Here is a 17082-nt window from a genome sequence, read left to right as displayed (position 1 = left end):
AAAATCCCTTCCAGTTCATCTTTTCCAACTTTTGAGCCAAAACAAAGCTACCAATATCCATCTTATGAGATATAAAAACCAATAATTGTAGAATGTTCAAAGTTGATTTTGATATACTTTTCAATCTTTATATGTTCATCAATAGATAGAATACTCATTAAGAATGTATATTTATAGCACTTATCTAATTTACTAATAAGATTGCATATGTCTCCATCTTCGGATATATTTTTATCTGCAATCGCACAAAAATTAATCTTATCTAAAAGCACATTATGAATTTTTTTTCCCAGCGTTCCATATCCAATTAGCACTACTTCAGAACCGCAAAAAATATTAATCAGAAGTTCAGCAATCTGATTTACCCCCACGTCGATATTATCTCTCATATAATAAAAAGAATTTCGATTAAAATTCATACCACTTAACAAAATATTTTTATTAAAAGCATTCTTACTCATAGTTTCAATCAGTATTTTTGTTTTACAATAGTTCTTAATATCTTTTTTGCGTAGATCCTCTAGGATATCCATATAACTTATATCTAATCCAATCTTTTTTAAAATACCTTTCTGATACTGCTGTTTGATTCTTTCAACCTGATCATCACCAATATATTGAATTTTTTTACTTGATTGTTCATCATGTAATCTATATTTCAATAAGGATTCTTGTAAATTAGCAAATTTAAGCTTGAAAATTAAACGAGTCCATAGTTCATAATCTTCACTTTTAGAAAACAAAGGATTGTAAAACTCCTGGTTTTTAAGAAATATATCTCTTTTAAGTATGACCGCAGGATGAGCTATCGCATTTCCAAATAATAAAGCCGTCTTAATATCATTGTGCTCCTCGTAAGTGAACCACAAATGCTTTTCTTTTTTAAGACCTATATACTCAATCCAGCTACCACATATTGAGACATCTGGATGATTATTCATATAAAAAATTAACTTTTCGAATCTGTCAGGCAAAGCTATATCGTCTGAATCCATGCGTACAATATAATCTCCTTGTGCCAAAGAAAGCCCTTGATTTAGAGAATTAGCTACTCCAAGATTATCAGTATTTTCAAAGTATTTAATACGACTATCATGAAATGAACAAATTATACTTTTACTATCATCACTTGAACAATCATTGATAATAATAAATTCAAAGTCTGTAAAACTTTGATTTAATACACTTTCGATTGCTTCTTTAAGATATTTTTCAGCATTATAAACTGGCATAAGTACAGTAATTTTTACCATAGATTCACACCTAACAAATCTTTAAATCGTTTTATTGACATATTTCATTAAACTATATTGCATAGCTTAAACCTCCAACAGGTATCAATATATAATGCAACAAATCATCATTCTTCTCAAAAAATTCAGAAAACTTTGTATAGAGTACCAATTCATTTTCTTCTAGACTTTCTCTATTATATTTATGCACATCTAAGCCTTGTTGCCGCAAGGAATTTGTAGTTATAAAATCATTTTCTTTTGTATCTACATATATTTTTGTTCGACTTCGAATAAAACTTGAATTATAAAAATCTCTATACTCTGAGGAATACAATGCGTTACCACAATTATTCATACAAAAATCACATTCTTTTTTTTGTAAATCTCTAACAACTTTTTCTATATCAGATTTTTCAGGTAAACATTGAGTAAGCCCATTGCATAAATAAGATCGTTTACTTACAGAACATTTATACACTTCACCACTTGGTTCCAAAAAATATCCTCCATAGTAGAACGAACATGGAGAAAATCTTGCATATCTATGTAGCATTAAATACACATCTAATGAAAAAAGATCTTTTCTGGTCAAAAATAGCTCTTTTGAAAGTTTTTTCAATGCGCTAATGTATTCATTCTCATGTAAACGATGTGAAACTTTACTGTTATCCGAGTTAATATATACATCTGAATCTATCGCATATGTATATCCCATTGGAATCTTGATATCTGCTAATTTAGACTCAACTTCTCTGACAGAAGATATATTGATAGGACTAACTGTTGTATTGACAGATAAGCCAAATTTTAATCTGGATTGATATGACTTTAAAAGTCTAAGGGTCTCATAAGTATTTTGAAAAGCTTTTTTATTGTTTCTCACTTGATTATGAACTTCCTCATCTCCATCAAGGGATGTCTGAATCGACCATCGTATCGCTGGATATTTTTCTACAAGAGTAAGAAATCTAAATGCAGAAATATACTTGGCAAAAAAATTAGATGATACACCTATAGTTTTAGTACCACTACTTAATAGTAACTCAACAATCTTTTCAATATCTTCACGAAGGAAAAGCTCACCACCTGTCAAGTTCACATGCTCAATCTCTGATCCAAAATTTTTGATCACAACTGCTATTTGATCGAGGTCCATCTCTCCAATCTCTTTAGCCTGTTGAGGACACGTACACATACAACAGCTCAAATCACACCGATATGTAGTAGGCAATACTAAAAATCTTGTACGAAGATCTTTCGGCAATAAAGTTTTAAACTTTTTATAGGACGCTAAAAACCTGTAGAAATCTCTTTTTAATAACCTATATTTTTTATATATAGTCGCCTGTTTAAATGCCGATACAAAAAACACTGGCTTAAGAATAATAGATTTTCTTTTGAAAAAATATGGAACATAACCTCCTTGAGGTTTTATGACACTTGAAGCTGCAACCAACATGCCAAAATAATAGACCAACAAAAAATCTTTTCTAAAATAAAAAGCAAGAAACTTATATGTTAAGTAATTCCTACTATATATAAAATGAATAATTATTTTTTTCAAAATTTGCTTCGTACAGAATTTATTTATAAGACACATTGTTTTGTCTATATTATTATTGATTAAATAAAGTAATGCCAAATGTAATGCAAATCTTTCTTCATCCCTTTGTATTGTAATACCACTCCTTATTTCATCTGCAACATAATTTAGAGCTCTTTTCTTGTCTTTGCCCTTTTGAAGATTTTCAAATAAAAACTCTTTTAATACAAACTGGCAATCCTTAGTATTATATGCCAATAAAAAATCTTCTACAGACATATTTTTTTTGTAAATCATATGTTTAGGAAAAAAGCTATTGTTTTCATCTAATATACAAAGAGACTTATTGTGTGATAATACATCAAATGTAGTTTGTGAATTGCCATAATTAAAATAAATGTCGTAGATATCTAAAAAGTCTTTAACATCCTCTTCTTTATTCAGAGTTAATATTTTGACACCATTGTTAATTAGAAGTGGATCAATATATTTGTGTACATCTATGGGATGAAACTTAATAAATAACGTCCATTCTTTTCCTAACATACTGCAAGTTTTTTCGATATTTGTTTTTCTGCGTTCAAAAGTCTCGTCAGATACCATATCATCAACCATTAATGGAGACAAAAACAATAGTGCTTTTTTACTGCTCGACAAAATACTTGAATCTGCAATATTTGGCTCTACAAAACCAAATCCTGCTACTTTTACATCTGTGCAATATATACTAACTGAAGATAATAAGTTTTTTTCATGATTAGAATTAACAATGAGTTTATCTAGTGGAGAAAAATAGTGGTTTACTCTAGAGTGAGTCAAACTCATTTGATGTACCTCTTGTACACCAATACATGGTATATTTTTTTCCAATGCATATTCTTGAAGTTTCAAAACTTCGTTTTTTGGATAAGCCATAAACAACACAATTTTATCTGGCTCAAAATCCACTACTGCCCCACATTCTTTTACAGCACTATCTACGATACAGTCCGAAATGATTAATATTTCAGTTTGAAGAAAAAGTTCTGATGTCTTCACTAATCTTATATAGTCTAAATGTTTTTTAGAGGTTATAAAAAAAACAATTTTCATGTATCGGCTTCAAGATGATTAATTATTTGCTCAAACATATTCTCAATTCTATATTTTGCAGTTTGAAGAAATTTATTAATTAAAATTAACTCCGTCTCTGTATACTGATAAGTTCGTCTTGGATTTAAATTCTCTATTTTTTCAAAATTTAATTCGAAAATATCACGATTTAATCCAATTTCATCAATTAATGCTTCTATTTTATGTGTATTTGAAGGCAAATATTGAAAATATACTTTATACATCAATGCCAAACAAACTACATGAAATCTTCCTGTTACTACCATGCGTGAATTATAAATAACACTGTCTCCATACAATACCCTTTCTCCACCTATTGTTTGTATTAATTCATCCCTAAGTTGTTGATCAAGTCTACTGGTTCCCATTCTGTAAAAAGGTAGAAAATAAGTTACAGCAAATCTTGCTAATTTTTTTGCATTTCTATTTATTACACTATCAATGACTACAACATCAAACCGATTGTCTGTAAACATATTAGGATTTCCATAAAAAATCAAATCAGGAACAACGGTTGAAGAAACATTGTTTAATAGTAAAAATTTTTTAGAATAATCATCTCGAACAAAAATCAAATCAAACAATCCTGTAAAATGATCCAAAATCATATTATTTTGCCATACGGTATTTATTAAATATACCTTTAAATTGCTATTTGCTTGTTTTGCAATCATTACAGCTTTTACGATATTTACAGCTGTTGCCTGATCATCATGAAAGGTTCCTTCACCATTCACAATAATAGCATCTAGTTTAACTGCTTTAATCTGTATCTCATCAAACTCTTTTAAATCTAACTGCTGATAAGTGCTATCAATTTTCAAGTAATATTTTTCGCACAAAAGTAGTAGATTCTCCATAACATGCCTACAACCAATATGTGTTTTTTCTCTTCGAGTATCATTTAGAATAATTACATTTTTCATAGCTCTTTCTTTATAAAAATTGAATACTTAAAATAATGATCTTTGTTTTTATCATCATCTGTCAAGTATGGTGTAGTAGGTGTTGGATATATTCGCCCAGAAACTCTTCTTCTCAACTTCCAATTATCATAAATCAATTCCCAATCTTTTTTATATGGATAAAAACCATACCTAACTAATACATTTTCTAAGACTTTATTTTCCGCACCAGTAATCACCAAATACTTTTTTGACTGAACACATAGCTTTTCAAGCACCTTTTTTTGTATATTATGCTCATGGTAAAGTAATGTATTATTACAAAATACTATATCGGAAGTATACTCATGAATGAATTTATCATCCATTTTTATGTAATCACATAATAGAACTTTTGCTAATTTTCTTTTTACTTCATCACAAATATGATAATTTTCTTCTTTTTTAATGAAATATTGTAAAAATTCACTATTTAAATATACTTTATTGTTTTTTTCTATAATATCTCTAGTATACATTGCTTCCTTGATTTTTTCATATGCTGTTTTTTCATATTCGCCAGCTATGACATTCACCTTTAATTTATAATACAAGTCATTAAAAATTAAAAAACTATATACTTCTTCTCCTGTACTAGCGGCATGAAAAAAACATCTTATTTCTTTATTTTCTAGTTTTAGTAATTCAAATATATTCTCAAGCAATGGTATATTTCTCATAAATCTTGTAGCTTGGGGTATTAAATCATATTTTGATTTAAAAATATTGATTCCAAAAAAAAGAAAAAATTTAAATATTCTATACTTTACAATTTCTGAAGTTCCAATAAAACTTACCAATAAAACATTTCTCCTCTTTTTTAAATTAAACACTTTAAATAAATGATCAATCTTAATTATTTTTATTTTTTAATATTCTAATCCATTATTTTTAACTTCATCAGTATGATATCTAAGATGTCGTTTTTCATATCTAACTTCATTGTATTTACCACAATCAATATCATTTTGAAACAAGAATATTTTAAACTCAACTCAATTAAATCATAAAAATAAAAAGTGAATTTATCCAACTGCCTATTAATTTGATAATCAACAATTTTCTTTTGACTAGCCCAAATTAAGATACTTAGCCAAAAATTATTATTAGCCAATTCACGTATTTGATTGTCTATGCCAAGTGTCTCTAAAATGTGTTCATTCACACTATTCACAACAATATTATCTTCGTAAAGATAAGAGTTTTTAAGAACTGGCTTATCCACAGGTGTACCATTGTACAAAGAAACAAAAATCGAATCAGATGATGCAATAAAAGACTTAATTAAACTTTGATATCTCGAATTTTTTTCATGCATTATTCTAAAATCTATACTTAAAATTTCAATATTATTGGCTAATTCATAAATATCTTGTGGACTAATAATTTGAAAATTTGCATAGTCACTAAACTGGTCTAAACAGATTTTCTTTTGTTTATCAGTAAAGCATACCCCTTTAAAAATTTTATCTGAAAAATATTGCATTAATTTCTGCAAATACCCAATATAACAACTATCAAAATACTTATCAATCATCAAAAACCCTATCGCATTTGGGCAGTACACATCTTTGATCTTCTCTGGGTCTACCTCTTCTAGTGAGCGTAGGAACATCGCTTCTCGTTGTTTTCCCAAATCTGCTTCACCCAGAACAAATGTATCTTCATTCTCTTTCATAGCTAAAGGGTTTGCGACTGGAGTGAACTTGATAGTGTGCTCTTTTGCATCAAAGTAAGCCTCTGGGATGATGAACTCAAATCCGTGTTTTTCGTCTCCGTGTAGGTGTTTAAACGCAGGTATAGCTCGATTTGCGATTACCGTATCGACGTGTTGCTCATCGATGTTGACATTGACCAGCTGTTTTTCACTTGAGCCTACTTTTTTGCACCAGCCGCTATAGAGTACATGGTTACGTGACACAGCACTGCCTTGAATCTTATCGGCTTCACTCAGTTGAAACTTTGCATATCCGTATTTGAGCATCTCTTTTGTAGTAGCTTCTCGTAGTATCAGCGTATGGGGTTTTGCATCAAAAAACTCTACGGGCATCTCCACTAAAAAACCATGATGGCGATTTTCTTCACTTAGTATCTGAAGAGCTGCTTGAGGACGATTTGCTATCATTTCTACAATCGGCGCATCATCCATGCAAATCTCGACCGTTAAGTTCTCTGATGGGGAGTAAATATCGTAAATGTATCCCCAGAGGTAGTTGTTTTTTAGTGTCACTTTGGAGACAAAACACTTCTTTTTGCTCCAACTGCTTTTTCCTCTCTCTATGCTTCCTAGCGTTGCATTTACAGCTCCTGCGAGAAAAAAGAGCCACTGTCTATGCGCTTTTACCCATAAAAAATATTTCTCTTTTTTCTCTTGCTCTGTATCTTCAGGCATTACTCGTATGGGCGCATTTTCTATCTCTTGCTGTATCGTCACCGACTTATAGCTCTCATGAAAAAGTTGTGTAAATGTACTATCATCAAGCAGAGCTTTTATGGTGTCAATCTGCGCAACCAAAACTTCAAGCGGGGAGAGAGCTGTGTTTTGTAAATCTATCTCTTCGTAATTTTTTAAATACTCAGCGACATTTAAAAAGACCGCTTCTATCTGTTTTTGTACTTTTTGCCCATACGACAGATACTCGGCAATTTTTTGCTCAATCTTTTGGATATTTTTTCCAACCTCTTTTGTGTCGGGAGCACTCAAAGCAGGAGAGAGCTTTGGATGTTTGGTCGCTAAAATCTCTTTCGCCACTTCTGCAAAAGGCTGCTCAATCGTCCCATGGATACGTGCACCCCCTTCTGTGGCATTGATTACCCATATTTGGGCATTTACAAGCGGGATGTTTCTCTCAAAAAAATCAAGAAAATTTTTCCATGCTGATGTCGTTGCGACAGTGTGTCCTCCGCCGTAGCCTTCGATTTGGATGTATTCTCGTGAGGCATGAATCTCATTTTCCCCAAAAATGTGATTTGCAGAGTGTGATTTTCCATCCGCACCGTAAGCCAAATCCTGCCCGATGAACACTACATTTTCAAATTTTGCATGAAAAGCGATTTCAAACGCCATGTTTGCGGCACTTGACCCGATGCCGATATACCCCCATTCATCAAGTCCAAAGTAGGACATATAGCCAAATGGTCGCATGCTTAGCTGCACAATCCCTCTCTCAAGGCTATGGAGCAATCCTTTATGTGCCAAAGATGAGATGAAGAAGAGAACTCCTTCATAAAAATCAGTTGGAACATTTTTGTAAAACGCAGATGTCGTGACAACTCGCTCCAGCGAAACTACGACATCGGGCTTAATGCTGTGGCGATAAAGGATGGGGAAACTCGCATCGATACAGATGATGGTGACATACGGCGCAATCTCTTTAAGAAGTGGAAGCTGTTTTGCCAAAGAGGGTCCAGTAGATACGATGATGGCTGTTTTACTCTTTTTAATAGCACGAAGCGCATCGCTAAGTTTTGGGTTTTGCACCATATCTGGCAGATTTGCTATAAAATTTTCCACCCCTTCTAGCGCATCTTTAGGGTCATTGCCTAGTGAATACAAAACATACTGCATCGCACGAAGGTTAAGTTTGTTGATTCGCACCATCTCTTCATGTGCATAATCATAGTAAGGAAGTAGCTGATGCAGATCATACGTTTTCATAAAAAGCTTGGCTTCTTCCATAACATGAGTCATTACATCCAGCGTCACATCTTTGGAGTAGAGAAGGAGCAACCTTCCATCACGAAGTTCTTGTGAAAAATCTACAAGATTTAAAACGACATAAATCATCTCAAGTTCAGGTTCAAAAATAGTAAGCTTCTTTAATCTCTGGTTTTCTAACAAAGCTTTGTAAAGCATGCCATTGCCAAGACCAAAGAAGTAGAGGTATGGATAGTAGGAGAAGCTGTCGTATGTTTGAAACTGCTCTATCGTCTCCTCTGCGGGACTTTTAGTGTAGATGGGAGTTTGTGTTTTGTTGTCTAAAAAATTAGTGTTAATGGGATTGTTATCGGTAAAAACTTCATATATAACATTGGTTTGGATGGAAGAAACTTTTTGTGATAATTCAGATTGATTTTCTGAGAGTGCTTGGAGATTTTTTTGAAAAATAGTCATTTTAGTCCAAATCGCTAGTTAAAAAACAGCGCATTATAGCGCTACATTGTTTAACTCACTATTACTTCATAAAAAAAGTTTAAAAAAGAAAAATGCCCGCGGTGTGCGGGCATAAAAAACGTTCTTGCAGCCTAAGCTGCTTTACTTAAACTACTGAAGTAGTCTAAGAACGTTTTGCTGTACAGCATTTGCTTGACTCATAGCGTAAGCGCCTGACTGAGCAAGAATGTTGTGTTTTGCAAAAGTTGCTGACTCTGCTGCGAAGTCAACATCACGGATTCCTGACTCAGCCGCTGCAACATTGACCTGTGTAACAGAAATGTTACGGATAGTTGACTCAAGCTGATTTTGAACCGAACCAAGATCCGAACGTATCGTATCTAAATTTTTCAATGCATAATCGGCTGTAATAATAGCCTTTTCCGCTCCATCACGTGACTCAACGTCAATAGTACTTAGCGCATTAACAAAATCTTTAGTTGCATCAGCCACACCCGTGCTTGCATCAGAAGTAACATCAATTGCTTCCGCTGCATCCAATCTAATAGTATATGTTCCAGCTGTTGACGTCTCAACAACGCTAGCACGGATACCTGAATCTTTCTCTTGAGAATAAGCATTAAAACCATCCGCAAGTGCTTGAGCATTATCCAAACTAGTTGAATCAGCACTGGAAACTGTTGTACCCAACGTAAATGTTGCCGCTGTTTTACCTGCTAAAGTCGCTGTTAACGTAGTAGTTAGAGCACCTGACGCAATAGCAGTAGTACCAGTTGTCATAGCAAACTCACCTACTTTATGTATCTGTGTATCATCAATACTAACCTTAACTGTTTCACCACTATATGCACCAATATGAAAATCTTTATTTTCATACGCACCATTTAAAAGTGTTTGACCATTGAAAGACGTAGTAGATGCAATGTTTTGCGCCTCTTCCAAAAGACGATCGATATCTTTTTGGATTGCTGCACGCGTTTCAGTTGTTTGACCATCAGATGCTGCTTGAATAGCTTTGGTTCTTACAGTGTTGATAATCCCCTCATACTCTTCAAGTGCACCGTCTGCAGTTTGCGTAACACCGATACCATCATTAGCATTTCTAACCGCTTGTCCAAGACCTGTTGACTGAGAACGAAGCTGATTTGCAATAGCAAGACCAGAAGCATCATCTGCTGCTGTGTTGATACGAAGACCTGAACTTAAAGACTTAAGACTTTTATCAAGTCCAACATTGTTCATATTAGCATTTCTATGTGCGTCTAAAGCCGCAACGTTTGTATTAATTCTAAATCCCATAATAAATCCTTTTCGGGTAGAGCCTTACGCTCTAAGTTAATTTTATCTCGGCTTCCTTGCCTTGATGTTAACTAAATCGACACTCAAAAAAATAACTTTAATATTTTTAGAAATATTTTTTTTAAAATCTTTATCTTCTTCTATTAATTTTTTTTTTGCTACACTTCCAGACTTAAAAAGAACTATACTATATATATAGGAATGCCATTTGAACCTAATTATCGTTGAATCACCCGCAAAAGCTAAGACCATAAAAAACTTCCTTGGCAAGGATTATGAGGTTGTTGCTTCAAAGGGGCATATACGAGATCTACCAAAATCACGTTTTGGAATAAGCATAGATGAGAACTCTCATCTAATCCCTGCTTACAGCGTTGCAAAAGAGAACGCTGCTACCGTAAAAGAGATAACTACTCTAGCAAAGAAGTGCGATACCATCTATATCGCAACCGATGAGGACCGTGAGGGAGAGGCGATAGGATGGCATATAGCACATGCTATAAAAAAGGACCCCCAGACACTTCCTCGTATAGTCTTTCATGAGATAACAAAAACCGCTATAAACAACGCACTTTTAAATGCTAGAAAGATAGATATGAATATGGTAAACGCTCAACAAGCACGCCGTATTCTTGACCGTGTTGTGGGTTATAAACTCTCTCCGCTTCTTAGCTCAAAAATCCAAAAAGGACTATCTGCTGGACGTGTTCAGTCATCTACACTTAAGCTTGTAGTAGACCGTGAGCGTGAGATTAGAGCATTTAAAGCAGAGGAGTACTGGACAATTGACACTCTTTTTGCAAAAGATATAGAGGCTTCTCTTGTATCTCACAAAGGGGATAAGCTATCAAAACTATCAATAACAGATAAAGCACAAGCATCTTTAATTGTACAAAGTGTAAAAGAAGATAGTTTTATTATCTCAAAGATAGAAACCAAAGAGAGAAGAAGTGCTACTCCACCGCCATTTATGACTTCAACACTTCAACAAGTGGCTTCAAGCAAACTAGGATTTACTCCTAAAAAAACAATGATGGTTGCACAGACTCTTTATGAGGGTGTTAAAACTCCAAGCGGAACAAGCGGTGTTATAACCTATATGAGAACAGACTCCCTAAACTTAGCTCATGAAGCGCTAACTGCTGTTCGTGGCGTAATTGAGAGCAGATTTGGCAAAAAATATCTCCCTGATGAGCCTAAAGTTTACAATAAAAAAGCAAAAGGTGCACAAGAGGCTCACGAAGCTATCCGCCCTACAATGTTAGCTTTTACTCCTGAAGTAGCATCTTCATTTTTAAAACCAGATGAGATAAAACTCTATCGCCTTATTTATGAGCGTTTTATGTCATGTCAGATGAATGACGCTATTTTTGAGCAACAAAGCATAATCTTTAGCGGAGCAAATAACGAATACAAGGCAATTGGCAGAAAACTTACATTTGATGGTTTTTACGCACTTACAGGAGCCGAAGATAAGGATAAACTTCTTCCAGCTCTAAGCGAAGGGCAAGAGGCTAAAATCCAAAAGATAGAGCCGACTCAACACTTTACAGAGCCACCAGCTCGTTACTCTGAAGCAGCACTTATCAAAAAACTTGAGAGCGAGGGAATCGGTCGTCCTTCTACTTATGCTCCAACCATAGCAACTCTTAGTAATAGAACTTACGTAACCATAGAAAAAAAGCAGATAATCCCAACTGAGATGGCTTTTACAGTTACAGAGATTTTAGAGAAAAACTTCTCAAACATCGTTGATGTCTCATTTACAGCAAACATGGAAGAGAAACTAGATGAGATAGCAGAGGGAGAGAATGATTGGCAAAAACTTCTTAGTGATTTTTATGGCGATTTTTCTATTCAAGTTGAAGAGGGAAAAACAAACATAGTATCTCTAAAAACAGCAAAACCTCTTGGAAGAGCTTGTCCGAAATGTGGCGAAGAGCTACTTTTACGCTCTGGGCGATTTGGCGAATTTATCGCATGTAGCGGTTTTCCGAAGTGTAAATATACAGAACAGGTTGAGGGCGAAAAAAAAGAAGGCGAAGAGGGTGCACAACCATCATCTTCAAGTGATGAGATATGTGACAAGTGTGGAAAAGAGATGGTCGTTAAAAATGGAAGAAATGGCCAATTCTTAGCATGTAGCGGTTATCCTGATTGTAAAAATACAAAAAGTATAAATGTGCAAGAGAAGATAAGTGAAACGCCATGTCCTGATTGTGGCGGTAAAATAAGCCTTAAAAACTCAAGACGAGGACCATTTTGGGGATGTGAAAACTACCCAAAATGTAAATTTATCTCAAAGTTTGAACCATCAAAATATAAGTGTAAAGAGGCTGAGTGTGATGGCGCACTAGCCTTTAGAGTATTTAGAGGCAAAGAGATTTATGAGTGTTTAAAGTGTAAAGCAAAAACTCCAGCACAAGAGATAGTAACAGAGTAAAAAAATGAAGATAGGCATCATCTCAGATACTCATACAAAAGTAAAAAAAGCACGACGTGCCATAAATACTCTAATCGAGGATGGCGCAGAGTTTATAATTCATGCTGGGGATATTGTAGATGTTGAAATTCTTAATCTTTTGCATGAGAGCGGTGTTGAATATGTAGCGGTTTATGGAAACAACGATGCTCATCTAGCGGAGTTTCACACTCAGTTTAACCTAGTTCAAGAGCCATACTATTTTAAGTTAGCAGATACAAAGTTTAAACTTATGCACCTTCCATTTTACATGGCACCTGATGCAGACGTTGTAGTTTTTGGTCATACACATGAGTTCTCTTTGGAGTTTGTAAACAACACTCTCTTTGTTAACTCTGGAGAAGTTTGTGCTAGAAACAAGCCTACATCAGAGTGGATAATGCTTGAAGTAGAAGAAAAAAGCTATAAGATTGCTAGATACACAAGAGAAAATAAAAGCGATACAATAGAGAAGAAAAATTTTAAGTATATAAGAGAAAAAAAGTGAATCAAAAAATATTTTTATGCTCTATCTGTAACATAAACAGTGGTACGTGCAATGAAGATTGTAAATTTTGTTCTCAAAGCGTACGTTATAAAGCAGACATTGAGCGCTATAAGCAAAAAGAGATGTCACTAATCCTTAAAGAGGCGCATAATGCCTATTCTAACGGTGCTCTTGGTTTCTGCCTTGTAACTTCTGATAAAGGCTTAAACGATAAAACGCTAAGTTTTGTCTGCTCAATTGCAGAAGTTTTAACAAAAGAGCTTCCAGAGCTAAGACTTATAGCATGCAATGGAACAGCAACGATAGAGCAACTTCTAACGCTTAAGGCTTCTGGCATCAAGGCATATAACCACAATCTTGAAACATCAAGAGATTTTTATCCTAAAATCTGTACAACCCACCCTTGGGATGAGAGATATGAGACATGCCAAAATGTAAACAGTGCTGGTTTAGTTCTCATCAGTGGCGGTATTTTCGGGCTTGGAGAGAGTTATGAAGATAGAGTCTCGATGTTAAAATCGCTAGAGAGTTTAAAGCCAACTTCTGTACCGATAAACTTTTATCATCACAATGAAGCTCTTGAACTTAGCCCAAATCCGCTAAGTGTTGATGAAGCACTATCCCTTATAAAACTAACAAGAGAGATGATTCCAGATGCACAAAGAGTCATGGTAGCGGGTGGAAGAGAGCTTATGTTTGGAGATAGAGAGAGTGAGATATTTTCACATGGTGCTAACTCTATCGTTATTGGAAACTATCTCACAACAAGCGGAAAGGCTATGCAGAGGGATTTGGAGATGCTAAAATCTCTAAATCTTGATATAGCTTCCTCGGTAAAATAGTAGATGTATGAAAATATAATATTAATCGTAACTATCTCTCTTATTATTATATTTTCTCCTTTTTTTGCGAAACTTATAAAGCTTCCAACTACACCTATCGAGATTATATTTGGCTCTGTTTTTGCATATATTGGTCTTATACACGAAGAGCATCTCTTTAAAATAGTTGCGGAGCTTGGATTTTTATATCTAATGTTTATCGCAGGAACAGAGATAAACCTAAAAAGCACCCTAAAAACTCCAAAAGAGCTAATGCGAAAAATCATCATATATCTTGCTATTTTATACTTTTTTTCTATTGCTATCTCACTTTACTTTGAGCTTGGAAAAATCTTTATGGTGCTTATGCCTCTAATCTCTGTTGGATTAATCGCAACACTCTCAAAAGAGTATGGAAAAACTCCATGGCTTACTCTCTCTATGACAGCGGGAGCGATAGGAGAGATAGTTAGTATCGGTTTCTTAACTCTAACATCGGCAACGCTTGAGACTGGTGTGGGCTTTGCTCTTGCGCAGACCATTCTAGCCCTTGCACTATTCTTGCTCTTTATGTTTTTGCTATTTCGTGCAATTGAGCTTCTTTTTTGGTGGTTTCCAACAGTTGCAACATCACTTATGCCTCATGACGACAACAAAGAGCAAGATATAAGACTATCTATGGGGATATTTTTTATTTTAGTCGGGGCTATGCTCTACCTAAAGCTTGAACTCGCTTTTGGTGCATTTTTGGCTGGGATTTTTATACCAACATTTTTTGAGCATAAAAAAGAGCTTCCAGAGAAACTTGCCTCTTTTGGTTTTGGTTTCTTAATCCCTATATTTTTCATTCATATAGGAAGCTCTTTTAACCTTGAAGCCTTGTTTATGGATGGACTGATTACAAAGGCTCTTTTGATTACTCTTGCTATGACTATGATGCGCCTTATCGCTTCGCTTGTCTTTATAAAAGAGCTAAAACTTACAGACTCCCTTTTGATGGGCTTGTCACACTCCATGCCATTAACACTTCTTATAGCGATGGCAACACTCGCTTACAATGGCAACAGCATAACTGAACTCTACTACTATGCGCTTATCTTGGCTTCACTCTTTCAAGCAATCGCTATTATGGTTATAATAAAGCTGATAAACAACTACAAAATGGATAAGGAGGTTATAGTTGAGTAACTTAAAAACTATATTTATTACACTTTTTCTTCTCTTTTTTGTCTCATCTCTAAGCGCTCAAACGCCTTTTATGCTCACTGGCATAAAGAGTTATTATCCAGTAGTTGAGTTAAATACAGATAAAATAGATATAAAATATCAAGAGCAAATCTTAGATATGCTTATCAAAAAATCTCAAAAACTTGGGATTGAGACAAAAAACTTCTCATCTCGTTCACTTGCATTTCTTATAGGCTTCATTGGTGTAGGCGATACTTTAGCACTTAAAATAGAGTTGATGCTTGGAGAAAATGCTATACGTCTTGATACAAAAGAGACTGTTTTTGTGATCTCCTATATGAACTCTCGTATCTTTGTTCCTCAAGAACTAGAAGAAGAGCTTATCGACAATGCAGAGGAGCTTTTAGATATGTTTGAAGCACAATACAAAGAGGATAACTTATGAAAACTCTACTCTTAACACTTCTGCTTGGCGTTTTTGTTTTTGCGGATGGTTATAAAGAGTTTGCAACAGCTATGAGCTATGAAACAAGCTATGAAACTGCCCTAAAGAGGGCAAAAAAAGAGAAGAAAAATCTTATGGTTTTGATGGTTACCAACTACTGCCCATGGTGCTCAAAATTTGAAAAAAGAACTCTTATGGACGCTGATATAGACAGCGCTATCAAGACAAAATATATCCCTCTCATCATAAACAAAGCGGAGAAAAATTTTCCTCCTTTTTTAAATGTTCCAATTGTTCCAACAACATTTTTTATAGAAGCATCTACTGAAAAACCATTTTATCAGAGTGTTGGCTTCTCAAATAAAATAGATTTTAAAAATCTCTTAGATGCCCTACAATAGGGCTTTAAAGCTTCTCTGCTTGGATATGTTTAGCTATGGCATAACCATGATTTAAACCAAGCGCTATACTTCCGCCTGACTCTTGCGTTATATCCCCAGCTACAAATAAGCCTTCTATATTTGTCTCATAATTTTCATCATGGCTAGGTTTGCCATCCTCCTCTTTTATCCCTGAACTTGCCAAAAATGCGCTAGGCGTTGTTCCACCAATAGCATAGATAACTCTATCATATACAAGCGCTTCTCTCTCGCCAAAGAGAACTTTTACTTTTCCATTATCATCTTCTAAAGAGAGTATATCAACACCTAAGATTGGCTCTACTTCTTTGTGCATAATCGCATTTGCTATATCTCTTTGGTTTGTTGGATTTGCACGTCTAAAAGTCTCTCTTCTGTAACAGATTGCAACCTCATTTTTAGCGCTTAAATCAATAGCGTACTCTATCGCGCTATCTCCTCCGCCGACTACTAAAATCTTCTCATTGCCGCTACAGCCATCAAGTGTAAAGCCAACTCTGCTTTTAATCTCTTGAGGTATCTTATAGTCTGGCTTGTTTGGCTTACCCATTCTTCCAATAGTTACCACTGCATATCTTGCATTTATAATATCACCTGCGATAGAGATTTCAAAATACCCATCCTTTTTTTTGATACCCTGAACCTCCGTATGCGTTCTTAGCTCTACTGAGTGGTTATTTAAAATCTCATCAAAAAAATCTAAAGTGCTCTCTTTCGTTCCATCGACAAAATAGATTTTGCCCTCAAGCTCTACTTTTTGACCCTTCCAATCTTTATCAACTCTTTTGTTATCTTTATAATATTTTCGTATTGTTGAGTTGTGATTTTGATCTTTTTCTAAGATGATTATATCTCTAACTCCAAGCATATAGCTCTCAACAGCCGTTGCTATTCCTGATGGTCCAGCTCCAATAATTGCAAGATTATATATATGACCCATTGCAAATCCTTATCTTTTAGTATCTGCATAATATCACAACAAAAAAGCATTC

General features: G+C 34.5%; 12 protein-coding genes and 2 pseudogenes. 6 read left to right on the top strand and 8 right to left on the bottom strand.

From position 1 onward, the window contains the following. Nucleotides 1-62: 62 nt before the first annotated feature. From AC6H33_RS00955 to AC6H33_RS00925, 7 genes and pseudogenes are all read right to left on the bottom strand, one after another. Nucleotides 63-1253 carry a glycosyltransferase family 2 protein gene (locus AC6H33_RS00955; RefSeq protein WP_497605125.1) on the bottom strand — a complete coding sequence of 397 codons (1191 nt, stop codon included), beginning with the start codon at nt 1251-1253 and terminating at the stop codon, nt 63-65. A gap of 52 nt (nt 1254-1305) precedes the next feature. Continuing rightward, complete coding sequence (locus tag AC6H33_RS00950) at nt 1306-3870, bottom strand: radical SAM protein (RefSeq protein ID WP_497605124.1); 2565 nt, start codon at nt 3868-3870, stop codon at nt 1306-1308. After that, nucleotides 3867-4817: a polysaccharide pyruvyl transferase family protein gene (locus tag AC6H33_RS00945; RefSeq protein ID WP_497605123.1), complete on the bottom strand. Its 951-nt coding sequence runs from the start codon at nt 4815-4817 to the stop codon at nt 3867-3869. Before AC6H33_RS00945 ends, AC6H33_RS00950 begins: the two co-directional genes overlap by 4 nt. Next, a complete protein-coding gene (locus tag AC6H33_RS00940) occupies nt 4814-5635 on the bottom strand; it encodes a CheR family methyltransferase (RefSeq protein ID WP_497605122.1) in 822 nt (273 codons plus the stop codon). The genes AC6H33_RS00945 and AC6H33_RS00940 overlap by 4 nt, the downstream gene beginning before the upstream one ends. Nucleotides 5636-5712: 77 nt before the next feature. Next, nucleotides 5713-8949, bottom strand: a complete 3237-nt coding sequence (locus AC6H33_RS00935) for a motility associated factor glycosyltransferase family protein (RefSeq protein ID WP_497605121.1) — start codon at nt 8947-8949, stop codon at nt 5713-5715. Between the two features lie 150 nt (nt 8950-9099). Next, nucleotides 9100-9354, bottom strand: a pseudogene (locus AC6H33_RS00930) (flagellin); the annotation flags it as partial. Between the two features lie 360 nt (nt 9355-9714). Next, nucleotides 9715-10248: pseudogene (locus AC6H33_RS00925) on the bottom strand (flagellin N-terminal helical domain-containing protein); the annotation flags it as partial. 208 nt (nt 10249-10456) lie between these two features. Here AC6H33_RS00925 and topA point away from each other — a divergent pair. The 6 genes from topA to AC6H33_RS00895 are packed head-to-tail and all read left to right on the top strand — an operon-like array spanning nt 10457 to nt 16072. Next, nucleotides 10457-12691, top strand: coding sequence for a type I DNA topoisomerase (topA, locus tag AC6H33_RS00920; RefSeq protein WP_497605120.1), 2235 nt, complete (start codon nt 10457-10459; stop codon nt 12689-12691). A gap of 4 nt (nt 12692-12695) precedes the next feature. Beyond that, nucleotides 12696-13217, top strand: a complete 522-nt coding sequence (locus tag AC6H33_RS00915) for a YfcE family phosphodiesterase (protein ID WP_497605119.1) — start codon at nt 12696-12698, stop codon at nt 13215-13217. Further along, nucleotides 13214-14059 carry a biotin synthase gene (locus AC6H33_RS00910; RefSeq protein WP_497605118.1) on the top strand — a complete coding sequence of 282 codons (846 nt, stop codon included), beginning with the start codon at nt 13214-13216 and terminating at the stop codon, nt 14057-14059. Before AC6H33_RS00915 ends, AC6H33_RS00910 begins: the two co-directional genes overlap by 4 nt. 3 nt (nt 14060-14062) lie before the next feature. Beyond that, nucleotides 14063-15226: a cation:proton antiporter gene (locus AC6H33_RS00905; protein ID WP_497605117.1), complete on the top strand. Its 1164-nt coding sequence runs from the start codon at nt 14063-14065 to the stop codon at nt 15224-15226. After that, a complete protein-coding gene (locus AC6H33_RS00900) occupies nt 15219-15671 on the top strand; it encodes a hypothetical protein (RefSeq protein ID WP_497605116.1) in 453 nt (150 codons plus the stop codon). Before AC6H33_RS00905 ends, AC6H33_RS00900 begins: the two co-directional genes overlap by 8 nt. Next, nucleotides 15668-16072, top strand: coding sequence for a thioredoxin fold domain-containing protein (locus tag AC6H33_RS00895; protein WP_497605115.1), 405 nt, complete (start codon nt 15668-15670; stop codon nt 16070-16072). The genes AC6H33_RS00900 and AC6H33_RS00895 overlap by 4 nt, the downstream gene beginning before the upstream one ends. A gap of 4 nt (nt 16073-16076) precedes the next feature. Here the strand turns inward: AC6H33_RS00895 and AC6H33_RS00890 are convergent, their stop codons facing one another. Further along, nucleotides 16077-17030 (bottom strand): NAD(P)-binding domain-containing protein, encoded by a 954-nt coding sequence (locus tag AC6H33_RS00890; RefSeq protein WP_497605114.1) that lies wholly within the window; start codon nt 17028-17030, stop codon nt 16077-16079. Nucleotides 17031-17082: the final 52 nt, after the last annotated feature.

The sequence above is a fragment of the Sulfurimonas limnophila genome, from assembly GCF_059705345.1.
The sequence above is the reverse complement of the archived record's forward strand: the minus strand, read 5'-3'. Positions and strand labels throughout refer to the sequence as shown.

Coding starts and splice junctions, on each gene's coding strand:
- AC6H33_RS00950 (WP_497605124.1), bottom strand. CDS start 3,870: ATGAAAATTGTTTTTTTTATAACCTCTAAAAAACATTTAGACTATATA.
- AC6H33_RS00935 (WP_497605121.1), bottom strand. CDS start 8,949: ATGACTATTTTTCAAAAAAATCTCCAAGCACTCTCAGAAAATCAATCT.
- AC6H33_RS00945 (WP_497605123.1), bottom strand. CDS start 4,817: ATGAAAAATGTAATTATTCTAAATGATACTCGAAGAGAAAAAACACAT.
- AC6H33_RS00915 (WP_497605119.1), top strand. CDS start 12,696: ATGAAGATAGGCATCATCTCAGATACTCATACAAAAGTAAAAAAAGCA.
- AC6H33_RS00955 (WP_497605125.1), bottom strand. CDS start 1,253: ATGGTAAAAATTACTGTACTTATGCCAGTTTATAATGCTGAAAAATAT.
- AC6H33_RS00890 (WP_497605114.1), bottom strand. CDS start 17,030: ATGGGTCATATATATAATCTTGCAATTATTGGAGCTGGACCATCAGGA.
- AC6H33_RS00905 (WP_497605117.1), top strand. CDS start 14,063: ATGTATGAAAATATAATATTAATCGTAACTATCTCTCTTATTATTATA.
- AC6H33_RS00895 (WP_497605115.1), top strand. CDS start 15,668: ATGAAAACTCTACTCTTAACACTTCTGCTTGGCGTTTTTGTTTTTGCG.